This is a genomic window from Mucilaginibacter sp. 3215 (assembly GCF_050433785.1).
In the GTDB taxonomy this organism is placed as follows: domain Bacteria; phylum Bacteroidota; class Bacteroidia; order Sphingobacteriales; family Sphingobacteriaceae; genus Mucilaginibacter.
This window is the reverse complement of sequence record NZ_JBNPWO010000004.1, coordinates 179,816-203,064: the sequence shown is the minus strand read 5'-3', so window position 1 is coordinate 203,064 and position 23,249 is coordinate 179,816. Positions and strand designations below refer to the sequence as shown.

The 23,249-nt window shown below is 44.5% G+C and carries 26 protein-coding genes; 9 read left to right on the top strand and 17 right to left on the bottom strand.

Going from position 1 to position 23,249, the window contains the following annotated elements; translation table 11 throughout:
• The first annotated feature begins 75 nt into the window (after positions 1-75).
• The 5 genes from leuC (at position 76) to leuB (ending at position 4,519) form a co-directional block, all read left to right on the top strand.
• The gene (gene leuC / locus ABIC84_RS09510; protein ID WP_426584460.1) at positions 76-1,491 is read left to right on the top strand and encodes a 3-isopropylmalate dehydratase large subunit; all 1,416 of its coding nucleotides are present in this window, start codon (positions 76-78) and stop codon (positions 1,489-1,491) included.
• A gap of 91 nt (positions 1,492-1,582) precedes the next feature.
• Positions 1,583-1,873: an antibiotic biosynthesis monooxygenase family protein gene (locus ABIC84_RS09505; protein ID WP_429263434.1), complete on the top strand. Its 291-nt coding sequence runs from the start codon at positions 1,583-1,585 to the stop codon at positions 1,871-1,873.
• A gap of 50 nt (positions 1,874-1,923) precedes the next feature.
• Positions 1,924-2,514 carry a 3-isopropylmalate dehydratase small subunit gene (gene leuD, locus ABIC84_RS09500; RefSeq protein ID WP_426584456.1) on the top strand — a complete coding sequence of 197 codons (591 nt, stop codon included), beginning with the start codon at positions 1,924-1,926 and terminating at the stop codon, positions 2,512-2,514.
• Positions 2,515-2,593: 79 nt separating this feature from the next.
• Positions 2,594-3,391: a methyltransferase domain-containing protein gene (locus ABIC84_RS09495; RefSeq protein WP_426584454.1), complete on the top strand. Its 798-nt coding sequence runs from the start codon at positions 2,594-2,596 to the stop codon at positions 3,389-3,391.
• A gap of 57 nt (positions 3,392-3,448) precedes the next feature.
• Positions 3,449-4,519, top strand: coding sequence for a 3-isopropylmalate dehydrogenase (gene leuB / locus ABIC84_RS09490; protein WP_426589773.1), 1,071 nt, complete (start codon positions 3,449-3,451; stop codon positions 4,517-4,519).
• A gap of 1 nt (position 4,520) precedes the next feature.
• Here leuB and ABIC84_RS09485 read toward each other — a convergent pair whose 3' ends face one another.
• The gene (locus ABIC84_RS09485; RefSeq protein WP_429263433.1) at positions 4,521-4,769 is read right to left on the bottom strand and encodes a hypothetical protein; all 249 of its coding nucleotides are present in this window, start codon (positions 4,767-4,769) and stop codon (positions 4,521-4,523) included.
• 165 nt (positions 4,770-4,934) lie between these two features.
• Here ABIC84_RS09485 and ABIC84_RS09480 point away from each other — a divergent pair, with 165 nt between their 5' ends.
• The 4 genes from ABIC84_RS09480 to ilvA all read left to right on the top strand — a co-directional run bounded on the left by ABIC84_RS09480 (position 4,935) and on the right by ilvA (position 8,957).
• Positions 4,935-5,315, top strand: a complete 381-nt coding sequence (locus ABIC84_RS09480) for a hypothetical protein (protein ID WP_426584450.1) — start codon at positions 4,935-4,937, stop codon at positions 5,313-5,315.
• 253 nt (positions 5,316-5,568) lie between these two features.
• Positions 5,569-6,324 carry a class I SAM-dependent methyltransferase gene (locus tag ABIC84_RS09475; RefSeq protein WP_426584448.1) on the top strand — a complete coding sequence of 252 codons (756 nt, stop codon included), beginning with the start codon at positions 5,569-5,571 and terminating at the stop codon, positions 6,322-6,324.
• Positions 6,325-6,537: 213 nt separating this feature from the next.
• Entirely contained in the window at positions 6,538-7,704 is a 1,167-nt protein-coding gene (locus ABIC84_RS09470) for a 2-isopropylmalate synthase (protein ID WP_110585567.1), read from the top strand.
• A gap of 2 nt (positions 7,705-7,706) precedes the next feature.
• Entirely contained in the window at positions 7,707-8,957 is a 1,251-nt protein-coding gene (ilvA, locus tag ABIC84_RS09465) for a threonine ammonia-lyase IlvA (protein ID WP_426584445.1), read from the top strand.
• Positions 8,958-9,075: 118 nt separating this feature from the next.
• Here ilvA and ftcD read toward each other — a convergent pair whose 3' ends face one another.
• From ftcD to ABIC84_RS09385, 16 genes are all read right to left on the bottom strand, one after another.
• Complete coding sequence (gene ftcD / locus ABIC84_RS09460) at positions 9,076-10,764, bottom strand: glutamate formimidoyltransferase (protein ID WP_426584443.1); 1,689 nt, start codon at positions 10,762-10,764, stop codon at positions 9,076-9,078.
• A gap of 74 nt (positions 10,765-10,838) precedes the next feature.
• Entirely contained in the window at positions 10,839-12,059 is a 1,221-nt protein-coding gene (gene hutI / locus ABIC84_RS09455) for an imidazolonepropionase (protein ID WP_426584441.1), read from the bottom strand.
• A gap of 190 nt (positions 12,060-12,249) precedes the next feature.
• Entirely contained in the window at positions 12,250-13,923 is a 1,674-nt protein-coding gene (gene hutU / locus ABIC84_RS09450) for a urocanate hydratase (protein ID WP_426584439.1), read from the bottom strand.
• Positions 13,901-15,460: a histidine ammonia-lyase gene (gene hutH / locus ABIC84_RS09445; protein WP_429263432.1), complete on the bottom strand. Its 1,560-nt coding sequence runs from the start codon at positions 15,458-15,460 to the stop codon at positions 13,901-13,903. Before hutH ends, hutU begins: the two co-directional genes overlap by 23 nt.
• Entirely contained in the window at positions 15,453-15,962 is a 510-nt protein-coding gene (locus ABIC84_RS09440) for a MarR family winged helix-turn-helix transcriptional regulator (protein ID WP_426584435.1), read from the bottom strand. The genes hutH and ABIC84_RS09440 overlap by 8 nt, the downstream gene beginning before the upstream one ends.
• A 116-nt stretch (positions 15,963-16,078) precedes the next feature.
• Entirely contained in the window at positions 16,079-16,906 is an 828-nt protein-coding gene (locus tag ABIC84_RS09435; protein WP_229701752.1) for an OmpA family protein, read from the bottom strand.
• A gap of 24 nt (positions 16,907-16,930) precedes the next feature.
• A complete protein-coding gene (locus ABIC84_RS09430; RefSeq protein ID WP_429263431.1) occupies positions 16,931-17,593 on the bottom strand; it encodes a DUF2461 domain-containing protein in 663 nt (220 codons plus the stop codon).
• Positions 17,571-17,975: a DUF983 domain-containing protein gene (locus ABIC84_RS09425; RefSeq protein WP_176844416.1), complete on the bottom strand. Its 405-nt coding sequence runs from the start codon at positions 17,973-17,975 to the stop codon at positions 17,571-17,573. Before ABIC84_RS09425 ends, ABIC84_RS09430 begins: the two co-directional genes overlap by 23 nt.
• Positions 17,976-18,028: 53 nt before the next feature.
• Positions 18,029-18,307 carry a hypothetical protein gene (locus ABIC84_RS09420; RefSeq protein WP_091165046.1) on the bottom strand — a complete coding sequence of 93 codons (279 nt, stop codon included), beginning with the start codon at positions 18,305-18,307 and terminating at the stop codon, positions 18,029-18,031.
• Positions 18,308-18,332: 25 nt separating this feature from the next.
• A complete protein-coding gene (locus ABIC84_RS09415; protein ID WP_429263430.1) occupies positions 18,333-18,908 on the bottom strand; it encodes a DUF420 domain-containing protein in 576 nt (191 codons plus the stop codon).
• Positions 18,909-18,914: 6 nt separating this feature from the next.
• Positions 18,915-19,613: an SCO family protein gene (locus ABIC84_RS09410; RefSeq protein ID WP_429263429.1), complete on the bottom strand. Its 699-nt coding sequence runs from the start codon at positions 19,611-19,613 to the stop codon at positions 18,915-18,917.
• Positions 19,613-19,951: a cytochrome C oxidase subunit IV family protein gene (locus tag ABIC84_RS09405; RefSeq protein WP_090530131.1), complete on the bottom strand. Its 339-nt coding sequence runs from the start codon at positions 19,949-19,951 to the stop codon at positions 19,613-19,615. The genes ABIC84_RS09410 and ABIC84_RS09405 overlap by 1 nt, the downstream gene beginning before the upstream one ends.
• Positions 19,952-19,964: 13 nt before the next feature.
• Positions 19,965-20,684, bottom strand: coding sequence for a cytochrome c oxidase subunit 3 (locus ABIC84_RS09400; RefSeq protein ID WP_090530134.1), 720 nt, complete (start codon positions 20,682-20,684; stop codon positions 19,965-19,967).
• Between the two features lie 21 nt (positions 20,685-20,705).
• Positions 20,706-21,290 carry a cytochrome c oxidase subunit 3 gene (locus ABIC84_RS09395; RefSeq protein WP_426584423.1) on the bottom strand — a complete coding sequence of 195 codons (585 nt, stop codon included), beginning with the start codon at positions 21,288-21,290 and terminating at the stop codon, positions 20,706-20,708.
• Between the two features lies 1 nt (position 21,291).
• Complete coding sequence (gene cyoE, locus ABIC84_RS09390) at positions 21,292-22,155, bottom strand: heme o synthase (RefSeq protein ID WP_429263428.1); 864 nt, start codon at positions 22,153-22,155, stop codon at positions 21,292-21,294.
• The gene (locus tag ABIC84_RS09385; protein WP_429263427.1) at positions 22,152-23,210 is read right to left on the bottom strand and encodes a COX15/CtaA family protein; all 1,059 of its coding nucleotides are present in this window, start codon (positions 23,208-23,210) and stop codon (positions 22,152-22,154) included. Before ABIC84_RS09385 ends, cyoE begins: the two co-directional genes overlap by 4 nt.
• Between the last annotated feature and the right edge of the window lie 39 nt (positions 23,211-23,249).

Here is a 23,249-nt window from a genome sequence, read left to right as displayed (position 1 = left end):
TACTGCCACTTAAAACTAAGGGCAAGCAGCGAATCAAAAACTGCAACTGCTACTGCCACTTAAAACTTTAATAAAATGGGACAAACATTATTTGATAAGATCTGGGATGCGCACGTCGTCAGCAGCAGCGAGGGGTTCCCGGATATTTTGTATATCGATACACATTTCATTCACGAGGTAACCAGTCCGCAGGCATTTGATGGTTTGCGTCAGCGAGGCTTACCCGTTTTCAGGCCAAAACAAACTGTGGCCACTGCCGATCACAACGTTCCAACCATTGATCAGCACTTACCCATTAAAGAAGAACTTTCACGCTATCAGGTAGATATGCTCACCAAAAACTGTAAAGAGTTTGGTATTGAGCTATATGGCTTAGGCCACCCGTACCAGGGTATCGTTCACGTTATAGGCCCCGAGCTGGGCATCACCCGTCCGGGTGGTACTTATGTTTGCGGCGACAGCCATACTTCAACCCACGGCGCTTTTGGTGCTATTGCCTTTGGTATAGGCACATCGCAGGTTGAGCAGGTGTTGGCTACCCAGTGCTTACTTCAGTCGCGTCCAAAACGCATGAAAATTGAAGTGAACGGTAAATTACAAAAAGGCGTTGGTGCCAAAGATATTATCCTTTACATCATTGCGCAGATCTCAGCTGCCGGTGGTACCGGTTATGCTGTTGAATATGCCGGCGATACCATCCGCTCACTGAGCATGGAGGGCCGCATGACCATCTGTAATATGAGTATTGAGATGGGTGCCCGTTGCGGACTGATCGCTCCCGACGAAACCACCATCAACTACGTAAAAGGCCGCGAATTTGCGCCTAAAGGCGAAGACTGGGATAAAGCGGTTGCTTACTGGAAAACTTTATACTCGGATGCTGATGCATCTTTTGACGAAGTATTATCCTTTAAAGCCGAAGATATTGAACCGATGATCACCTACGGAACCAATCCGGGTATGGGCATCGGTGTTACACAACATGTTCCTGAAACTGCTTCATTTGAAGCCAAAGAGCAGGGATCATATAAAAAAGCCCTTGATTACATGGGTCTGCACGATGATGAAACGCTATTGGGCAAACCAATTGATTATGTATTCATCGGCAGCTGCACCAACTCTCGCATTGAAGACCTCCGTCAGGTTGCCGAGTTTGTAAAAGGCAAACACAAAGCCGATAATGTTACTGTATGGGTAGTTCCCGGCTCAAAACAAGTACAGCAGCAGGCTATTGCCGAAGGACTGGACAAAATATTTGATGCCGCAGGCTTCCCGCTTCGCGAACCGGGCTGCAGCGCATGCCTTGGTATGAACGAGGACAAGATCCCGGCAGGTAAATACTGCGTATCAACCTCAAACCGCAACTTTGAAGGAAGACAAGGACCAAACAGCCGTACATTCCTTGCAAGCCCGCTTACCGCGGCAGCAAGTGCTATAACGGGTGTGGTTACGGATATACGCGAGTTTTTGAAGGAAGAGGAATTGGTTTAATTAGATATAAGACGTGAGATTTGAGATATGAGACAAAGCCTCAATCACGCTCTCTCATATCTCACTTCTAACAGCTCAAGTCTATAAATAAATGATACTCGAAGTAGCCGTACTTAATGTGATCGCCGGAAAGGAAGATGCTTTCATCGAAGCATTTTCAAAAGCACAGGGCATCATATCAAAAATGAAAGACTACATTTCGCACCAGTTAAAAACGTGTATAGAAAATACAAGCCAGTTTGTTTTATTGGTTGAGTGGGAAAAACTTACCGACCATACAGAAGGCTTCAGAGGATCAAAAGAATACGAGGAATGGAAAGGTTTATTACATCATTTTTATGATCCTTTCCCAACTGTTGAACATTATACTGATATTGAGTAGGGAGATACAAGATCTCACATCTCATATCTAACATCTCAAATCTAAAAAAGATGGCAACTAAAATATTTAAACACATTCAAACCACTGTAGTGCCTTTGCCTATCGAGAACATCGATACTGATCAAATCATCCCTGCAAGGTTTTTGAAGGCTACTACCCGCGATGGTTTTGGCAATAACTTATTCCGCGATTGGCGTTATGATGGCGACGGCGCTCCTAAAGCTGATTTCGTGCTTAATGATCCAAACTTTAGCGGTAAAGTGCTGGTAGCCGGTAAAAACTTTGGCTGCGGCAGCAGCCGTGAGCACGCTGCCTGGGCCATCTCTGATTATGGTTTTGATGCTGTAGTCAGCAGTTTTTTTGCCGATATTTTTAAAGGCAACGCGCTTAACAACGGTTTGTTACCGGTACAGGTGAGCGATGATTTCCTGAAAAAGATCTTTGACGAGGTTTACGGTGATAATAAAGCAGAAATTGAGATCGATCTGGAGAGTCAGACCATCAAAATTTCATCTACCGGCGAATCCGAGACTTTCGAGATCAACCCCTACAAAAAGGCCTGCCTGATAAACGGCTACGATGATATTGATTATATCCTGAGCCAGAAAGGCAAAATTGAGGAGTTCGAATCTGCGAAGTAAAAGGTTAAAGGCGAAAGGTGGAAGGTCAAAAAAATGACTCAATGACCTAATGACAGCGGAGCTTAATAAACCAAAGCAAATGAACCAACAAAAACATATTCAGCGAGAAGGTAAAGGTACCGCCAAATTATTCGACGAACGGAGTTTAGCGAATGATTATGCTACCCTTGCCCCCCTGCTCAGGCCTGGCTTGAAGGTGCTGGATGTGGGTTGTGGGACCGGCGCTATTTCTAAGGATATTGCCGCATTGGTTGGTGAAAGCGGTCATGTTACGGGCATTGATAATACAGAGTATTTTATCCAGAGCGGTAAGGAAACTTACGCTTCGGTTCAAAATATGGAGCTCATCTATACCGATCTGTTCAGCTTTGAACCCGGAGAAAAGTATGACCTGATTGTATCCGCCCGCGTTTTACAATGGCTGAGCAATCCGGTTGAGGCTTTGAAGAAAATGTATTCGTTGTTAAAACCTGGTGGTACAGTATCCATTTTGGATTATAACCACGAGGCTTTGCAATGGCAGCCGCAGCCGCCGGCAAGTATGCAACGCTTTTATGCTACCTTTTTAAGGTGGCGGGGAGATGCGGGCATGAACAATCATATCGCCGAAGATCTGCCCGAATATTTGCAGGAAGCCGGTTTTACCAATATCGAAGTATTTAATGCCGATGAGGTTTACCAAAAAGGCGAATATAACTTTGAAGGCAAAGCAGGCATTTGGGCAAAAGTAGCTCAATCAAAGCAAATGGTTGAGGAAGGCTACATCGACGATGAATCGCGCTTGCAGGCCATTGACGAGTATACCCACTGGGTAGAAAACGAGGCCGAGCAAATGGTGATGAAACTAAAAGAAGTACGCGGTATAAAACCCGAATGAAATAAAAATCTATAAAACAAAAAACCGCTGCCACAGGCAGAGATTAGGGTTATGGGAATTAAAAAACACATATTAGTAATACCCGGCGACGGGATAGGCCCGGAGGTTACTACCTGGGGTAAAGCAGTTTTAGAAAAAATCGGTCAGGATTTTGGCCACGAATTTACGTTCGACGAAGCCCTGATGGGCCACGCCGGCATCGAGGCAACCGGCAATCCGCTACCCGATGAAACATTGGCTAAAGCTAAAGCAAGCGACGCTATCCTGTTTGGCGCTATCGGTCACATCAAATATGATAATGATCCGTCGGCTAAAGTACGCCCGGAGCAGGGATTATTAAAGATCCGTAAGGAACTTGGTTTATACGCCAACCTGCGCCCTATTATGCTGTTTGATGAGCTTCTGGATGCATCAAGCCTTAAGCCTGAAATTCTGAAAGGTACCGATATCCTTTTCTTCCGCGAACTAACCGGCGACGTTTATTTCGGCGAGAAAAAACGTAGTGAAGACCGCAATACAGCTTCCGACCTGATGATCTACTCACGTTATGAAGTTGAGCGTATCGCTATCAAAGCTTACGAAGCAGCCCGTGTACGTGGTAAAAGGTTATGCTCTGTTGATAAAGCAAACGTGCTTGAGGCTTCACGCTTATGGCGCGAGGTTGTACAGGAAATTGCCAAACAATATCCCGATGTTGAAACCGAACACATGTTTATCGACAACGCGGCCATGCAGTTGGTTAAAAACCCTAAAAAGTTTGATGTGGTATTAACCGCCAACTTATTCGGTGATATCCTTACCGACGAAGCATCGCAAATTGCAGGTTCAATGGGTATGCTGGCTTCTGCTTCGGTAGGTGATGGTACCGGATTTTTTGAACCCATCCACGGTTCGGCACACGATATTGCCGGTCAGGATAAAGCAAATCCGCTGGCCTCTATCCTATCTGTTGCGCTGATGCTTGAAATAAGCTTCGGTCTGAAAGAGGAAGCTAAAAAGATAACAGACGCTATTGATAAAGCGCTGAAAGACGGTTACCGCACCGGCGATATTGCTGATGCCCATACCGACAAAGCCAAAATTTTAGGTACTACGGCAATGGGCCAAAAAGTGCTTGAATATTTATAGATTAGTACATGGCCAGGTTAAAGATAGTCATCATGATATTGTTCCTGTTCTGCATGTTTGCAGCGGGGCATAGTGGTGGCCCTTTTATAATGGCAGAGCTAATAATAGCACCTTTTGTAGGAGCTTTAGACAAGGAGATTTTGTTGATGTTACCGATAATCGCTTTACACATAACGGGCTTTATAGCTATAAGGCGATCTCTTAATAAGCTAACGCTTTGGGTAACCATTTTGCTGAGTTTAGTAGTCATAGCGGCAACAATTATGTCGCGCGGGGCACTAAGCCTTGTAATCTGGACAAATGGAACTTTCTTGGTGATGGCCGTCATTTATGTGGTGAGGTATCTTAAACAAGTGAAAGAACGAAAAATTGAGTTTAACGTGAAATCCGATAACCTCAATTAACAATTGATATCATGATGACTAAGTTTAGCATCTTCATGATGATATTGTTCCTCTTCTGCGGCTATGGAGCCAATAACGGAGGAGGGACATTCGCTTTCATTGAGGTGCTGATGGCCATGAGCATGGATGATAACGAAAAGCTTGAAAACCTGGTTTTATTATTTGCGATAACAGGTCAGATAGCCGGGGTTTATGCCATCATCCGCTCAAACAGCAGGCTGATGTTATGGGTGATTATAGCCCTCAGCCTGGTAGTAATAGTTGTTACCGCAGCTTCGGCAGATGCCATTGGCAAGGTGATTTGGGTTAATGGCTTTTTCCTTGCAGCTGCAGTGGCTTACGTGATTACGTACTTTAAAAACAAGATAAAAGTGCAGGAAGGCATTAGATAAGCCTTTTTAAGTTCCCCTATTGAGAGGGGGCGCGGAGGAAACGAGCGAGAGCAGGGGTGTGTTATACAAGGGATAAGCAAAAAGTAGAAACACACCCCTCCCCCCTCTCAAGAGGGGAATCGCACAATTCCAACGCTTTTAAAGTTGAAGTTTATCCAAGAAAAAAATCGGTGAAATCATCTACTAATCGGTGTAATCAAAAAAAAATAAAATCGGTGTAATCAAAAAATCATCGGTGTAATCAAAGAAAAAAATGAAATGGAACGCTGATTTATACGACCAAAAGCATGCCTTCGTATTCAAATACGGAGAGGATGTGCTGGAGTTTCTGGATGTGAAACAAGGTGAGCGCATCCTTGACCTGGGTTGTGGCACAGGCCATTTAACTAAACAAATACAAGATAAAGGAGCCATTGTAAAAGGCACAGATTACTCGCCCGAAATGATAGCCCAGGCTAAACAGCTTTATCCTGATGTTGATTTCGCGGTAGAAAATGCAGCTGATTTTCACACGGTAGAAAAGTACGATGCTGTGTTTTCAAATGCGGCCCTGCATTGGGTGCTTGATGCCAACGGAGCTATTCACAGCGTAGCCAACAGCCTTAAAAAAGGAGGCCGGTTTGTTGCCGAAATGGGCGGCAAGGATAATGTTGAACGTTTGATTGAGGCTACCAAACTTGTACTGCATAACCATGGTTATAATGAACAGGCAGATAGTAAAATATGGTATTTTCCATCAGTTGGCGAGTATGCTACCAAACTGGAAGAGCATGGTTTCAGAGTGACCTACATGATTCATTATGATCGCAGAACCGAACTGCAGGACGGTGAACAGGGTGTAGCCAAATGGATTACCATGTTTGGCGCACAGTTTTTAGAAGGCATTCCCGAGGATGAGAAAGATCAAATTCTGGCCGAGATCACTAAAAAGCTTGAACCTTTTTACAATGACAACGGCCAATGGTACGCCGATTACAAAAGGTTAAGATTTATTGCGATAAAAAAGTAGATAGGAGACGTGAGATTTGAGATATGAGATTTTTTTCTCTAACTTGAATACTCGCTTCTTCAAAGAGATATGAGACGTGAGATTTGAGATATGAGATTCTTTATATCTCAAATTATACCTCTAACAAAAAATAAAAGAAACAAAAAATAACAATATAGATGATTAGGCATGAGCCTCAAATCTCATATCTAACATCTCAAATCTAAAAAAGATATGTTACACGATCCCAACCGCGTTTATGTTTTTGATACCACGCTCCGCGATGGCGAGCAGGTACCGGGTTGCCAGTTAACAACCCCCGAAAAGATTGAGATAGCTAAGGAACTGGAACTACTGGGCGTGGATATTATTGAAGCAGGTTTCCCGGTTTCAAGTCCGGGCGACTTCCAAAGCGTTGTTGAAATTTCAAAAGCTGTTAAAGAACCTACCGTTTGCGCGCTTACCCGTGCCAACAAAGGCGATATTGACGCCGCTGTAGCATCTCTGCAGTATGCTAAACGTCCGCGGATCCATACAGGTATCGGTTCGTCTGACATGCATATCAAGCATAAATTCAACAGCACCCGCGAAGAGATTTTGGAGCGCGCTGTTGAAGCCGTTAAATACGCAAAAAAATCGGTTGAGGATATCGAGTTTTACGCCGAAGATGCAGGCAGGGCCGATGTAGTTTACCTGGCTCAAATGGTTGAGGCTGTTATCGCAGCCGGTGCAACTGTGGTGAACATTCCGGACACCAACGGTTACTGCTTACCAGACCAATACGGTGCTAAGATCAAGTTTTTGAAAGAAAACGTTAAAAATATTGATAAAGCTATCATTTCAGTACATTGCCATAACGACCTTGGCCTGGCTACTGCCAACTCAATAGCCGGTTTACAGAACGGTGCCCGCCAAATTGAAGGTACCATCAACGGTATCGGCGAGCGTGCAGGTAATACTTCTATTGAAGAAGTGGTGATGATCCTGAAAACACACCATACCCTGGGCCTGCATACTCAAATCGACTCTAAAAAATTCTATGAATTGAGCCAGATGATCCGTACGCAAATGCGTATGCCGGTACAGCCTAATAAAGCTATTGTAGGTGCCAATGCCTTTGCACACAGCTCAGGTATTCACCAGGACGGCTTCCTGAAAATGCGTGAAAATTACGAGATAATTCGCCCTGAAGATGTAGGCTTTCCGAGCGCCACAATAGTGCTAACCGCGCGCAGCGGCAGGCATGCTCTGAAATTCCATCTGGAGCGTTTAGGATATACGCTGGATAAGGAAGAACTTGCTTTTGTTTACAATAACTTTTTAACGCTTGCCGATAGCAAGCTTGACATAAATGACCAGGATTTGCAAGGCCTTATGGCGCACCGACTGGTAAAAAATTAACAATGGAAACTGATACAAAAAGCCAGCTTGATTTTGAAGCGGCATACCAGCGGATAAAGGACGTTGTGAAACGTACTCCGCTGCAATATAACGCCGGTCTTTCGGCAAAATACGAGTGTGAGGTTTATTTAAAACGCGAAGACCTGCAGGTTGTTCGCTCCTATAAGTTGCGCGGCGCATACAACATGATCAGTCAGTTAAATGATGATGAGTTGAGCCGCGGCGTGGTTTGCGCCAGTGCAGGCAACCATGCCCAGGGCGTAGCCTTTTCGTGCAATAAAAAGAATATTAAGGGCGTAATTTTTATGCCGGAGATTACCCCCAAACAAAAGGTTAAACAAACGGCCATGTTTGGCAACGGTAATATAGAGATTGTACTCACCGGTGATACTTTTGACGATTGCCTGGCCGAAGCCCTTGCCTACACCGAAAAAAATCAAATGACCTTCATCCCTCCTTTCGATGACTACCGCGTTATTGAAGGCCAGGGAACCGTAGGCGTTGAAATACTACAGGACCTGCCCGATGTTGAAGTGGCTATTATGCCCATCGGTGGCGGTGGCTTTGCATCTGGAACGGGCACTTATCTTAAAAACAACAATCCTGATATCCACCTGATAGGCGTTGAGCCTGAAGGTGCCCCATCAATGCTGGGTGCCATCAATCACGGCAAACCCATTACGTTAGATGAGATAGACCGATTTGTTGACGGTGCCGCCGTTAAACGTGTTGGGGCCTTAACTTACAACATCTGTAAAGAGATCCTGAATGATATGTTATTGGTGCCAGAAGGTAAAATCTGCACTACCATACTCAAACTTTACAACGAGGATGCCATTGTGGTTGAACCCGCAGGTGCCCTGTCAGTAGCCGCGCTTGATGCCTGCAAAGAGCAGATCAAAGGCAAAAAAGTAGTTTGCATCATCAGTGGTGGTAATAACGATATTGCCCGCATGCAGGAGATCAAAGAAAAATCGCTGCTGTATGAAGGCCTGAAACATTACTTCATAGTACGTTTCCCGCAACGTCCGGGAGCTTTGAAACTGTTTGTGAATAGCGTATTAGGCCCTGGTGATGATATTACCCGTTTCGAATTCATCAAAAAGAATGAAAAAGAAAACGGCCCGGCACTGGTAGGTATCGAACTAAAGAATGCAGAAGATTATCCGGCTTTGTTGCAACGAATGCACGCGCACCGTTTTAATGTTATCGAACTGAATAAAGACCAGACTTTGTTTGAGTATTTGGTGTGATCGCAAATCTCAAACTACCGTCATTGCGAGGTACGAAGCAATCCCCGATTAGCAGGTTCGCCCTGTAAAGCTCGCGATTGCTTCGTTCCTCGCAATGACGTTTTGGAAGCAGCTTCGACTACTTCAACCCTATTTTCTCATTCACCAACTCAATGATCTCCGCTTCCAGCGCAATCGCTTTCCGCTCAATTTCATTGCCACGATAAATAACGTCAACTACATAGCTTTTATCTTTATAACCCGAAGCATTGATCTTTACATTCATGAATGCACCTAATACCGCAGTACGGGCGCAAAGGGCGGCCACTCCTGCATCGGTTATGGAATTGGGGTTACCTGTTAGTGTCATTGCTTTAATCACCTCCATGCTGTCTAAAGCTGCCTCCATTACTTTAAAAGGAATTTCAATAGCATAGCGGGTAGCATCCTGTATGGCTTTATCACGAACTGCCTTTTCCTCATCGTTTGATTTTGGCAGAGAGAACGCCTGCATGATCTGGTTAAAGGCTGTGGTATCCTGGTCAACCAATGCTAACAGCTCATTTTTAAATTGCTGGCCTTTTTGCGCCCAGTCGCTAAACTCCTGCCAGCGGTTGTCCCATCCTTTTTTATGCGAGCTCAGGTTAGCCACCATAGTAGCCAGCGACGCTCCTAAAGCACCAACAACTGCCGAGATTGAGCCACCACCCGGTGCCGGGCTTTCGCTGGCAGTTTCATCGGCCAGATCGGTAAGGCTCATGTTAATAAGTTTGCTGTCGGCTTTATCTTTCAGCAAATATTCAATGATCCGTTGTTCGGGTTTAAAGGGTGAAAGTTCATCAAGCCCCATTGATTTGATGGCTATCCTGATAAGTTCTTTTTCGCTTACTCCTGTAGATCGCTGCTGTTTCTCTAAAAAGTATTTGCCTGCATCAAGCATCGCTTTCAATGGGATCAATCCCACCAGCTCACTGCCGGTTACCCTGATGCCGCGTGCAGCAGCTTTATCGCACACTTCGTCAAAAGCTTTATGAACCGGGGTAACATTGATATTGGTCAAATTCATCGAGATCTGGGCAACGCCATATTCCTCAATGTACCAGCCGATAGCTTTTACAGATTTCAACGAACCCGGAATGGTTTTGGCTTTGCCATGTTCGTCATATACTATTTTACCATTGATTGGGTCCCCCTCGCGCAGGGTACGGCCGGCTTCACGCACGTCAAAAGCGATAGAATTTGCCCTGCGGACGGATGTAGTATTCAGGTTAACATTATAGGCTACCAAAAAATCACGGGCACCAATTACAGTTGCCCCGCGCTTAACATCGTTCTCCGCCGGACCGAAATCGGGTGCCCATTCCGGTTGTTTGATCTTCTTAAAAAAGCCCTCATACTCACCTGCACGGATCACCGATAGGTTGCTCCGGCTTTTGTTAGGCTGCGCAGCCTCATACAAATAAACCGGGATCTGTAACTCCTCGCCAACGCGTTTGGCAAGCTGCGTTGCATATTCAGCAGTTTCCTCCATGGTGATATTACTAATCGGGATCAGCGGACAAACATCCGTTGCGCCCATCCTTGGGTGCTCGCCTTTTTGCCTGCTCATATCAATCAGCTCGCCGGCTTTTTTTATGGCGCGATAAGCGGCTTCAATCACTTTCTCCGGTTCGCCTACGAAGGTCACTACAGTTCGGTTAGTGGCCTTTCCCGGATCAACATTAAGCAGGCTTACTCCCTCAACAGATTCAACTGCGTCTGTTATTTGTTTAATGATATCGAGGTTAACACCTTCGCTAAAATTGGGTACGCATTCTATTAATTTCATTTGAGAGATTGGAGGTTAGAGATCAGAGGTTAGTTTTTAGTGTTCTTGAGTAATCAGCAAAAATAATTTTTATATCAATGGTTGGCTGTCCATACATGATTCGGTTTTAGTTTTCCCTGTTGGTATAAGATCTCACGGTAATCATTACATGGATAGGCCTGCATATCGGCAAGCTTACCTTTGGTTAATACACCGCGATCATTTAGTTTTAATGCCTGTGCCGCGCGATAAGTTAAACCCGCGAAAACTTCGGCCGTGCTTAACTTTTCAGCTGCCGCCATTACCGATGCCTGCATCAGCAGATCGCCCATTGGGGCCGATCCAGGGTTCCAATCGCTGGCGATGGCAAGGCAGGCTCCGGCATCAAGCAGCTTACGGGCAGGGGCATATCCCATTCCCAAACCAAGCGATGCACCGGGTAAAGTTACAGCAACAGTATCTGAATTGGCTAATAATTTTATCTCATAATCGCCACTCGCTTCCAGATGATCGGCCGAAGCAGCTCTGGCTTTAACAGCTACTTCGCTGCCACCTGTTGTAAACTGATCGGCATGAACGGTAGCCTCAAAACCCATTTGCTTGGCCCTGCTTAAATAAAACAGCGCATCGCTGGTATTAAAAGCGCTTTGCTCAATAAAAATGTCAACACGGTTTGCCAAATCCTGTTGCTTTATCTTCGGTAACAGATCATTCAGCAAATATTTCAGGTATTCATTTCCGTCACCATCAAAATCTTTGGGTTTAATGTGCGCGGCAAGGCAGGTTGGTATAATATGAGCGCGAGTTTTGTTAGCAGCCTGATGAATGGCTTTAAGTTGTTTTAGTTCCTCTGCCACAGACAAACCGTAACCGCTTTTTATCTCAATAGTCGTTACCCCTTCTGCTAAATGCCGGGCTATCCGTTTCGACAGTAAATTGCTTAATTCGATTTCAGTGGCCGAACGGGTTTGCCTAACAGAATCCCAGATACCACCTCCCGATGCTGCGATTTCCAAATAACTTTTGCCTGCGTTGCGCATGGCATAATCCTTTGCCCTGCTTCCTGCAAAACAGATGTGCGTATGGCAATCTATAAAACCAGGTAACAGGATATGATCGCCGCTAATTTCTTCTATTTGCGCCGATGGATAGCTTTTGCGGAGCTTCTCAAAATCATCAACCGCCAATATAACGCCGTCTTCAATCAGCATACCGCCATTGGTAATAATGTGCAATTGCTCATCTTTCAGGGCACCTTTAAGCGATAAGCCTGTTAAAGGCAGTATTTGTGTAAACGGACCTGTTAGTTTTTTCATTTTATTCTTCCGTCCGTCATTGCGAGGGACGAAGCAATCCCCGATCAGCAGAGCTGCCATACAAATCCCTCTGTACAGTTCGGGATTGCTTCGTACCTCGCAATGACGCGTTTTTTATGTATTACGTCCCATCAGGGTCCTCTGCGAGAGACCCTGATGGGACGGTGATGACGCTTTTATATTTTATGCTTTACCACACTCTCAACCCAAACTTATCCGCCCATTCCGCAGCTTTATCATATCCCGCATCAGTATGCCTAAAGATACCCATAGCCGGGTCATTATACAGTACCCGTTTCAGGCAGGTTGCCGCGCGATGGCTGCCGTCGGCGAGTACCACCATGCCCGCGTGCTGGGAATACCCCATACCTACCCCGCCGCCATGATGAAACGAGATCCAGGTTGCACCACCTGATGCATTGGCCATCAGGTTGAGCAGCGGCCAGTCGGATACGGCATCCGAGCCATCTAACATGGCTTCAGTTTCGCGGTTGGGCGATGCTACTGAACCGCAGTCCAGGTGGTCGCGACCGATCACTATTGGGCCTTTTACTTTGCCGGATGCCACCAGTTCGTTAAATATCAGTCCGGCTTTTTCACGTTCGCCCATCCCAAGCCAGCAGATGCGGGCAGGCAGGCCCTGAAAAGCAATTTTCTCCCGAGCTTTTTTAAGCCAGGTAATTAATGGTTTATTTTCGGGGAACGCCTCGATCAAGGCTTGATCGGTAGCGTAAATATCCTCCGGATCCCCGGATAGTGCTACCCATCTGAACGGTCCTTTACCCTCGCAAAACAGCGGACGGATATAAGCCGGCGTAAAACCCGGAAAATTAAAAGCATCAGCTTCGCCACCCTGCCGCGCAAACTCGCGCAAGTTGTTGCCATAATCAAATGTTATGGCACCTCTTTTTTGTAGTTCCAGCATCAAGCTCACATGCCTTGCCATACTTTTTAGCGAAAGTCGTTTATATTCAACCGCATCGCTTTTTCTCAAAGCAGCAGCTTCATTTAATGAGAGATCATTTGGAATATAACCATTCAATGGATCATGTGCCGAAGTTTGGTCGGTAAGCATATCAGGGATGATATTATCTTTCAATAGTTTTTCGAGCAAATCACCGGCATCGCTTACTAATCCCACCGAAAGCGGCTCCTTTTTGGCGATGGCTTCTTTTACCCAGGCGATAGCTTCATGATACGAATCCGTCATCCTGTCGATATATTTCGTATCAACCCGCTTTTGGATCCGTGACGCATCCACATCGGCGCCTAAAAACACGGCACCGGCCATGGTTGCAGCCAATGGCTGAGCGCCGCCCATTCCTCCTAAACCGGCACTTACAATGAGTTTTCCGGCCAGGTCACCATTGAAATGCTGATTGCCGCATTCTACAAAAGTTTCATAGGTGCCCTGCAAAATGCCTTGCGTACCAATATAGATCCAGCTGCCGGCTGTCATTTGACCATACATCATCAATCCTTTTTCGCGCAGCTCATTAAAATGCTCCCAGTTGGCCCAGGCAGGAACCAGGTTACTATTGGCAATCAAAACCCTCGGCGCTTCCGGGTGGCTACGGATAATACCAACCGGCTTGCCCGACTGGATAAGCAACGAGTGATATTCGTCCAACTCCAGCAGCAACTCAATAATTTTACGAAGCGCATCAGGATTGCGGGCGGCCTGGCCAATGCCACCGTAAACTACCAACTCGCCAGGATTTTCAGCTACCTGGCCGTCAAGGTTGTTAAGCAGCATCCTGAGCGGGGCCTCGGTTTGCCAGCTTTTGGCATGAAGCTGCATACCACGCGGCGCTTTGTATACCGGGTGGTTGGCGTAGGTTTTAATAAATTCCGAACTCGTCATGACTTAAATCTATTTGGTGAGCAATAGCAGCATCACCTGCAGTTTTCAGCAGGGAGCCATCCGTAATCAGTTTGTGAAGACTGTTAATATCAATAGCAAAAACGCGGTCATCCTGTATAAAATCAACATGTTGCCTTACCAACAGATGGCAAGCTTCAATAACCGGGGTTGATTTTAACGGCCTGCGGAAATCCATAGCCTGGGCTGCGTAAAGCAACTCAATAGCCTGGATGTATTCAATATTATCTATCACCTGGTGTAACTTGCGCCCGCTAATAGAGCCCATAGACACATGGTCTTCCTGTCCAAGCGAGGTTGGCACACTATCGGCACTGGCCGGGAAACACAGGGTTTTATTTTCGGTAACGAGGGCGGCGGTGGTATACTGCGGGATCATTAAGCCCGAATTAAGCCCGGCATCATGCGTAAGCAGTTTGGGCAAACCGTAACGGCCTTCGCTCATCAGGTAGCAGCGCCTGTCGGCAATGTTACCAGTTTCGGCCGCTGCTGTGGTTGCATAATCAAGCGGCAAAGCCAGTGGTTGCCCATGGAAATTCCCCCCGCTAATGGTATCGTCGGCGTTGAAAATAACCGGGTTATCGGTAACCGAATTGAGCTCAATTTCAGTAAGCTCTTTCAGGTGCAGCCATGCATTGCGCGATGCACCATGCACCTGCGGCATACAACGTAACGAATATGGGTCCTGTACCCTATCGCAGTTTATGTGCGACGAATTGATTTCTGACCCATCAAGCAAAGTAAACAAGCGATGTGCTACCATCCTTGTGCCCTTAAAAGGCCTGATCTGGTGCAATCGCTTATCAAAAGGGCGGATAGAGCCCATCAATCCCTCTAACGACATGGCTCCGATCAGGTCTGCGCGGTTCAGGGCATCATCCAGCCGCTGTACAGCTTTAACAGCAAAGGCCAGGATAAACTGTGTGCCATTGATGAGGGCAAGCCCTTCTTTAGGGCCAAGCGATAATGGCTGTAAACCGTGCTTGTTTAAAAGCTTTCCAGCAGGCACCCTTTCACCATTTTCAAACACCTCTCCCAAACCAATTAATGGTAAAAACAGGTGCGATAAAGGCGCCAGATCACCGGAAGCTCCTACCGAACCTTTTTCCGGAACTACCGGAATGATATCGTTGTCGATATGCCAGATGATCCGCTCAAGCGTTGTAAGTGCGATGCCCGAATAGCCTTGTGCCAAAGCCTGCACTTTGGTAATCATCATCAATTTAGCAATTTCCTGTGGGATAGGTTTCCCTACGCCTACGCTGTGACTTTTGAGGATATTGCTTTGCAGCAAACTGGTATCTTCTTCCGAGATCCGGGTATCACAAAGCGGGCCGAATCCGGTATTAATCCCGTAAACCGGATGGTGGCTATGCACAATCTTTTCAACCTCGCGCCAAGAAGATTTGATCATGTCCGCAGCTTCATTATTAATGATACCTTTGGTTTTACCTGCTGCTATATCAAGGCAGATACCTATAGTAAGGTGGTCGGTGCCGTAATTAAATATTTTAATCATTGCCGGCTGGTTTTAAATTGGTATTCAGTTTTTCAACGATATTATCGGCCAGTTTAGTTTGCCTGAAAGTGCTTTCAAGTGCGCTTATTGCCGGCAGTAATTGTTTTGCTGTTTCGTCTTTGGCAACGAGTTCAGCCATCGACAGGCTGATGGCATCCCAAACAGGTATAACCTGCTTCAGCAACTCACGCCCATCCGCAGTGAGTGTAACCAGTTGCCGTCTGCCGTCGTCGGTACAGGTATCGGTGCTTACAAGTCCACGTTTTTTCAGGTTAGTGATCAGCTGACTGGCAGCCGGATGTGATACCTCTATCTGTTCGCTTAATTCCTTAATGGATAGCGCATCATTTTTTGACAGCAGATAAAATACGGGAAACCAGCTGGCATCAAAATCGATACCTGCAGTTTGATAAGCACGATTAATTTCAGACAAAAAAGCTTCGCTCAGCCGCCTCAAACGGCTACCCAAAACCAAATGACCGAGACTTTGATATAAATTCATTATGCAATTTATATAAGCGCTTATATAATTGCAAATTTTATTTTATTCATTTGCCCCCGGAGGGAATCCACTTAAAACAAAAAAGCTCCCGGCGGTTATCCGGGAGCTTTCATTTATTACTTAGTGATCAGGTTGTATAACTCATCGAGCTTAGGGGTAAGCACGATCTCTATTCGCCTGTTCTTTGCGCGGGCTTCATCAGTACCGGAGGCATCTATCGGCTGGAACTCGCTCTTACCTGTCGCGGTAAGCCTGTGCGGGTCAACACCTTCAGTTTCGGTGAGGTAACGGGTTACCGAGGTAGCACGTAGAACGCTTAAATCCCAGTTATCCTTGATCTGGCCAAGGTTCTTTACTTTCTTATCATCTGTATGGCCTTCAACCGCCATATTGATATCTGCTTCCTTGTTAACTACTACGGCAAGTTGTTTCAATGCCGCCTTACCCTTCTCGTCAATAATAATACTGCCCGAAGGGAACAATAACTTATCAGCTAACGATACATAAACCTTGCCATTTCTGATATCTACCGTTAAACCGCTTTGTTGAAAGCCTAATAATGCCTTTTGCAATTTATCTTTCAATGCGTTGGTAGCCTCATCACGTTTCTTTAAAATATCTTCTACTTCCTTTAAACGAGCCTCACGTTTTTTCAAATCAGCGGCCAGTCTTGAGGTTTGGGCGGCCAATTCGTTAGCTTTTGATGATGTTGCATCCAGGTTGCTGTTTAATACACTGTTGTTTTTGCGCAGATCGGCAAGTTGGTTGTGCAGGCGGGCTGTATCTGCCTGCAGCTGTGCAAGCTCTCCTTCAAGGTTTGTTGTGCGGTTAGCTAAAGAGTCACGTTCGGCAACAAGGGTTTTGTATGCTTTTGGGGACATTACCTTGCACGAGTACATTGTGAAACATACAGCAGCGGCTAAAAATGCATATCTAATTTTCATAGTTATTAAGGGGTTTATATCGAATTAAGAAAGGGCGTTCTTCAAAAATACATTAAGCGGATGGATCATAGCGCACACATCAGTAACCAGCTTTTCAGCACCAGCCGTTGTAAGTTCTCTATCTTCCAGCTTATGCCAGGCCACAAAGCTTTTAAGCTTCAGCAGATCGATATTTTCATTGTCGGGTTCATATCCTTTAGGCACAGATTTAAGCTGCTCCTGCTTCCTGAAATCGCCGAATAGCTTAACAAACGCCTTATCATCGATGATCTTTTTCAGATCGGCAGCATTATAATCAATTTCCTGACGAATGGCTTTCAGATGCGGAGCTTCAGGCATCCAGTATCCGCCGCCGATAAATGAATTGCCGGGCTGGATATGCAGGTAATACTCAACACCTCCACCTTTTAAACCCGAGGTTGGCAAGCTTACCCCAAAGTTATTTTTATAGGGCGCTTTATTTTTACTGAAGCGAATGTCGCGGTAAATGCGCATCACACATTTTTTGGCATCAAGGTTCTCGTCCATGCCTGCTTCTATTTTGCGTACGCTATCAAGTACTTTCGTTGTAAAATCAATTACATTTTCGCGGGCTTTATCGTAGCGCTCTTTATTGGCGGCAAACCATTCGCGGTTATTATTTTCGGCGAGATCTTTTAAAAAATCAATACTTTCCTGGTATATCATCGGTATCTAAATAGCTTTGGTAATGTATCTTGGGTGATAACCAATACAACAAAAACACACGCGAATATCTGAAATTTACAGGAGCAAGTACAAAACAGCCCAAAATTATAGCGCCAAGATATAACCACGGCGAATCCTGGTTATGGGTAACCAAATAAGTAAGCCACGCAATGCCGAGGGCCTCGCCAACATTCAGTGCATAGCTAACGTACATGGCGGCATAAAAATAGCCAGGCTCTATCTCAAAAAAGAGGTTGCAATGAGGGCAGTTAAGATTTATTTTATTGGAGAAACTGTAAGGGCTACCCTTAAACATATCGCCGCGCCTGCAGCGCGGACATTTACATTTAAGCATAGCCCATGACTTTGGTGTTTGCGACACGATAAGTATCTTATAAGGTTACAAAAGCGACAAATAATACCCGCATTTGCTTATTAATTCAGATTAAGTTTTTCGCCGCGCATCTCAAGCTTAACATCTTTACGACGGTATTTTTTATACCAGATGTACCCCCCCAATGCTACAGCAAAATAAGGAGCGCCCAATAAAAACAGGATCCCGTTATTTAAACCCCTTGTTTTTGAACTACCGCTTTGAGCGTTGGTTTCAACAGTAGCAGCGCACTGTGCGCACTGAGCTTTTACTGGTTCGCGTGCAATCAGCATAAGGCCAAGGGCCATTACAAAAAGGATAACTTTAAAACCTTGTTTCATAAGTACAAATTTAACCAATTATAAATTAAAAATGATAAAACGGGCGGATCATTAAGTAAACCACCACACCGCTCGCGGTAACGTACAGCCATATCGGGAATGCCCAGCGCACCAGCTTACGGTGCTTTTCAACCTGCATTTGCAGCCCGCGGTAAAAACTCAATAATATTAACGGTAAAACAGCTGCTGCAAGTATAATATGAGGCGTCAAAATGGTTAAGTATATAGTCCTCAAAAAACCGGCAGATACCCTTTCTGCTGCTGACAACTGCCCATCGCCGTTGAGATCTCCGTAAACGATCTCGTTACGCATCAGGTAATGAAACAGGATATACGATACAAGGAATAACGACGATAAACAGAACGTAACAATGTTAAGTCGTTTATGTAGTGTTATATTCCCTTGTTTAATTTGATATAACGACAAAAGAAGCAATAAGGTACAAGTGCCGTTAAGTACAGCATTAAGCATCGGCAGGTAGGGTGTAAAAGCGGGAGCTACAGCCGGACCCGGTATCAGGTGCCTGTTTAACAAAACAACTACTGCAATTACAAATATGGTAACACCCGCAACAAAGCGGATTATAAATTTATCACTCATGGCAAATTAATATAACGGCTTATCAACTTTACGAAGCTCTTCGGCTATCAACACTTTTATCTCATCGTTAAGGCGGTTTACCTCTGGTGTTACCGCTGCTTTGTAATATCCACGAATCCGGTGTTCCTGATCAACCAGTACAAAGTCATCGCTGTAAACAAAGTCGCTACCGGCTTTTGCAGCATTTACAAACAGCCCATTACGGGCAAAGCTGTAAACCGATGAAGTATCGCCACTGCACATCAGCCAACGGTTTGATTCGGGCTTAAAGGTTTGCAGGTATTTGTTTAGCACATCCTGGGTATCATGTTCCGGATCAACTGTGATGGTTAAAAAGTAAACCATCTTGTTTTTGTAATACGTACCTACCAGCCAGCTCATATTTTTGTTGATAGTCTGGCAAACTGTAGGGCAATTTTTATAAAAGAAGTTTATTACAAAAATCTTTCCTTTCAGGGTAGCCAGGGTAACCGGCTTTCCTTCCTGATCGGTCAATTTAAAATCAGGAATGGTGTGGTAGATGGTATCAGGAATGTACTTGCCGTGAAATTTATGCCCTGTTTTGGCAACCACCTTTGGCCCAAAAACAGCGAGGGGCTTATACCTGTTTTTACCTTTAGCGGTAAGTAAATAATATAAAAATCCTGGTACTGCTAAGATGAGCACCAGGATCAGGATCTTTTTTAATATAGAAGCCTTGTTCATTACCTCAGGTCAACCCAGTGGTGGCTTTCGTTTGTAAGTACCAGGATTAAACCGATTATAAATATTACCGGAATTGCTATTGACAATATGAGACCCATTTTCTCAAACTTCAAGTGCATGAAATATGCAACTATATAAAATGCTTTAAGCAAGGTTAAAACGATATATACAGGGTTGGCATACTGTATTGGAAGAATTCCTTTAGGCACACATACAAGCGCGATAAAGAATTCGATACAGGTAATAACAGTTAAGATACCTGCAACCTGCCATATCCGCTTTCTGCTCATGGTTTCATGATCACCATCGTGATGAATTTCGTGCGATTCTGCTGACATATTATAAATATTTTTAAACTAAGTAAAAGAATGTAAATACGAATACCCAAACAAGGTCTACAAAGTGCCAGTACAAACCAACCTTTTCAACCATTAAATAACTGCCGCGTTTTTCGTATGTGCCCATTAACACGTTTACTGTAATAATAATGTTGATAATAACACCTGTAAATACGTGGAAACCGTGGAAACCTGTGATGGTAAAGAACAAGTTAGCAAACTCCTGCGAAGTCATATGTTGCACGGCTTCGGTACCGCCGGTAAATAACTTTTTAAGTTCTTCGGCAGGCGGAACACTTCCCCACCAGAAACCTTCATGGTGTAAATGTCCCCATTCCAAAGCCTGGCAACCAAGGAACATGAAACCACCTATAACAGTAGCTATCATCCAGCCTACAACCTCTTTTTTAGCATTACGATGGCCCGCCTCTACAGCCAATACCATAGTAACAGAACTTGCAATGAGGATGAAGGTCATTAAACCCACAAACACCAATGGTGCGCCGTGATCAACTAATCCGGGAACTGATTGGAAAACTTTATCCGCACCTGGCCATACGCTTGCGCTGAAACGCAATGAACCGTAAGCTATCAATAATGATGAAAAGGTAAATGCATCCGAAAGGAGGAAAAACCACATCATTATTTTTCCGTACTCCACGTTGAACGGGGATCTTCCTCCCGACCAGGGCGAAGTTTTTACTTCGTCAATTTGTGAAACTGTTGTACTCATCTGTACTAATCTATGGGTGTATTAATTATGATTCAAAAGTAAAAAAACATAGAGATAAATCCATATAATATCGAGAAAATGCCAGAAAATGGAAGTTAATTCCATCTTAAACATATTCCTTACCTGGGGGATATTACGGTATGTACCTATAAGTGTATTTATTAGCAATAACAGCGCCGCAAAAATGTGTACCAAATGCGCGCCAACAAAAACATAAACAAAGGAGCGCGAAGCATTAGGATCAACAAAATAGATCTGCATTTTGAAGGTTAACACATAGCAGGCATAAATTTGCAAGGCAAAAAATGCTAAACCCAGGCCCAATGTGATCCATAAATACAGCTTCTGTTTGTCAAACTGCAATGCTTTAGCAGCTTTCGACGCCAAAAACAATGTGCCGCTGCTTAATACTATAACAATAGTGCTATACAAAAACGACTGAGGCATGATCACGTTTAAACCGTGCCCGCTACCTCCCGAATAAACGATAAAGCCGCTGGTAAAAGCCGCAAAAAGCATAAATGATGTGAATATAAAGATCCACATATTAAACTTTTTGGCACCAAGGTTAAGCCTGTCGTTATCTTGTTCTATCCTTGCCATCATCTCACTTAACTATAAAATCTACTAAAAACATTATCTGAACTACCGGCAGGTAAAAAAACGAGCCGAACATTAACTTACGTGCCTCTGGTATTTGACGGGTACGCAACAGCATAAATGACTGGTATAAAAATATCAGGCTGCATATCAGTGATACACCGCCTACCCAGTAACCGCCATAACCATAAAAAGTTGGTAATAAACTTACAGGGACTAAAACAACTGCAAATATAAAGGTAATTACCGCACTTGTTAAATCTCTTTTGCCCGATGGCAATAACCTAAAACCTGCAAGCTTATAATCATCATCCAAAACCCAGGCAATAGCCCAGAAATGAACAAACTGCCAGATAAACTGGATTGAAAATAAGATTATCGCTATCTCGTCTATCCTGCCATGCACCTGTGCAGCCACATACCCAATAAGCGGTGGTAAAGCACCCGGAATCGCACCAACAAATACTGCAATAGGCGATTTACGCTTTAAAGGTGTATAGGCAAACGCATACAATAAAATTGAGAACACGGACAACAACCCTGTTAACAGGTTTAAACTGCCTAACAAATAAGTCCCTGCCATACCCATGCCCAAACCCAATACCAATGCCTGCCCGGTAGTCATCTTACCTGAAGGAATCGGCCTGTCCATTGTACGCTTCATTAGCTTATCAAGATCTTTTTCGATGATCTCGTTAAAAGCATTAGCTGCCGAAGTCACCAGGAAACCACCAACGATTAGTTTTACCCAATCAATCCAGATGATATGGCCATTGGCGCGGCTTCCTATTAAAAATGATATGGATGCCGAAAACACTACCAATGAGGTAAGTCTCGTTTTAATCAGTTTTGAAAAATCAGCCCATTTCATCTGCTTACCTCCCTACCCTTAACACCTTGAAATAAATTCAAAAGCAAATAAAATTGTGCCCCAAATATTAAACTCGCCAATACGATGTGTGCTGCCTGGGCAACCGGTGGTAAAGCGAGATATGATAATAAGATCCCGGTAACTATCTGCATCGTGATCATCAAAAACGTAAAACTCATCAACTGCTGCTGAATAGAGTGCCTGCTAAAGCCTTTACGGATCAAAGCAAATAAAGCAACGTTCAACACCAGCACCAAAATAGCAATGTCCCTGTGATGCTGAAATATTTCGCCGGCATTGGTGATCCAATCTTTACGATAACCTCCTTGAAAGTGGTTGGCAACCGCATCTATCTTCTCCCTTACCTCGGTTCCGAAAGCAATTTGCAGAATACTTACAAACAGTGCAGCAAGCGTTATAACGTAAACCAAAGGTGACGACCCTGAAGTACTTCTACCCGAAATCCGCGCTACGTGATAAGTATAAATACAAATAGCTAAGATAGCCAGCGCTAAAAGCATGTGTACGGTAACAATCCAGGCAATCAAATTGGTAGATACCACGATTGAGCCTAACCACGCCTGAAACCCCACAAGCACCAGATTAAAAATACTCAAGATTGCTATCCTCTTATCCGTTTTCCAGTAGCTGAATGAAAAAACAACAGAAAGCAAAAGAAAAAAGCCAGATAAAGCACCAATAAGGCGGTTGATATACTCAGTCCATGTTTTGCCTGCATTAAACTCCTCAGGCACAAGGATAGAACGATCTTCGCGGATTCGTTTTGCCAGATCACTGTAACCAAACACATCAAGTGTTTTTGCAAAACGCTGGTTCTTTTCAACCCGTTTGGCTACGTATTTCTGTTTATAATCTTTAGGCAGATCACTGATATCAGTAGGCGGAATGTACCTTCCGAAACATTTTGGCCAGTCGGGACATCCCATGCCTGAACCTGAGCTACGCACAACACCACCGGCAAGAATCAAAACAAAGAGCAGAACAATGGTTGTAATATTGATCTTTTGAAACCTATTTTTTCCGGCTGTGCTCATCTAAATAGTTCTAAAAAATTAGGGTACCTTGTTAAGTCG

Bases quoted from the DNA above. Each gene is read 5' to 3' on its own strand.
- leuD (WP_426584456.1), top strand. From the start codon at position 1,924: ATGGCAACTAAAATATTTAAACACATTCAAACCACTGTAGTGCCTTTG.
- ftcD (WP_426584443.1), bottom strand. From the start codon at position 10,764: ATGAAATTAATAGAATGCGTACCCAATTTTAGCGAAGGTGTTAACCTC.
- ABIC84_RS09405 (WP_090530131.1), bottom strand. From the start codon at position 19,951: ATGTCAGCAGAATCGCACGAAATTCATCACGATGGTGATCATGAAACC.
- hutH (WP_429263432.1), bottom strand. From the start codon at position 15,460: ATGATTAAAATATTTAATTACGGCACCGACCACCTTACTATAGGTATC.
- leuC (WP_426584460.1), top strand. From the start codon at position 76: ATGGGACAAACATTATTTGATAAGATCTGGGATGCGCACGTCGTCAGC.
- hutU (WP_426584439.1), bottom strand. From the start codon at position 13,923: ATGACGAGTTCGGAATTTATTAAAACCTACGCCAACCACCCGGTATAC.
- ilvA (WP_426584445.1), top strand. From the start codon at position 7,707: ATGGAAACTGATACAAAAAGCCAGCTTGATTTTGAAGCGGCATACCAG.
- ABIC84_RS09475 (WP_426584448.1), top strand. From the start codon at position 5,569: ATGAAATGGAACGCTGATTTATACGACCAAAAGCATGCCTTCGTATTC.
- ABIC84_RS09420 (WP_091165046.1), bottom strand. From the start codon at position 18,307: ATGAAACAAGGTTTTAAAGTTATCCTTTTTGTAATGGCCCTTGGCCTT.
- ABIC84_RS09440 (WP_426584435.1), bottom strand. From the start codon at position 15,962: ATGAATTTATATCAAAGTCTCGGTCATTTGGTTTTGGGTAGCCGTTTG.
- ABIC84_RS09435 (WP_229701752.1), bottom strand. From the start codon at position 16,906: ATGAAAATTAGATATGCATTTTTAGCCGCTGCTGTATGTTTCACAATG.
- ABIC84_RS09400 (WP_090530134.1), bottom strand. From the start codon at position 20,684: ATGAGTACAACAGTTTCACAAATTGACGAAGTAAAAACTTCGCCCTGG.
- ABIC84_RS09505 (WP_429263434.1), top strand. From the start codon at position 1,583: ATGATACTCGAAGTAGCCGTACTTAATGTGATCGCCGGAAAGGAAGAT.
- ABIC84_RS09430 (WP_429263431.1), bottom strand. From the start codon at position 17,593: ATGATATACCAGGAAAGTATTGATTTTTTAAAAGATCTCGCCGAAAAT.
- ABIC84_RS09415 (WP_429263430.1), bottom strand. From the start codon at position 18,908: ATGAGTGATAAATTTATAATCCGCTTTGTTGCGGGTGTTACCATATTT.
- ABIC84_RS09395 (WP_426584423.1), bottom strand. From the start codon at position 21,290: ATGATGGCAAGGATAGAACAAGATAACGACAGGCTTAACCTTGGTGCC.
- ABIC84_RS09410 (WP_429263429.1), bottom strand. From the start codon at position 19,613: ATGAACAAGGCTTCTATATTAAAAAAGATCCTGATCCTGGTGCTCATC.
- ABIC84_RS09495 (WP_426584454.1), top strand. From the start codon at position 2,594: ATGAACCAACAAAAACATATTCAGCGAGAAGGTAAAGGTACCGCCAAA.
- cyoE (WP_429263428.1), bottom strand. From the start codon at position 22,155: ATGAAATGGGCTGATTTTTCAAAACTGATTAAAACGAGACTTACCTCA.
- ABIC84_RS09470 (WP_110585567.1), top strand. From the start codon at position 6,538: ATGTTACACGATCCCAACCGCGTTTATGTTTTTGATACCACGCTCCGC.
- hutI (WP_426584441.1), bottom strand. From the start codon at position 12,059: ATGAAAAAACTAACAGGTCCGTTTACACAAATACTGCCTTTAACAGGC.
- ABIC84_RS09485 (WP_429263433.1), bottom strand. From the start codon at position 4,769: ATGACTACTAAACTCAGCAAAATGGTTACCCAAAGCGTTAGCTTATTA.
- ABIC84_RS09385 (WP_429263427.1), bottom strand. From the start codon at position 23,210: ATGAGCACAGCCGGAAAAAATAGGTTTCAAAAGATCAATATTACAACC.
- ABIC84_RS09480 (WP_426584450.1), top strand. From the start codon at position 4,935: ATGATGACTAAGTTTAGCATCTTCATGATGATATTGTTCCTCTTCTGC.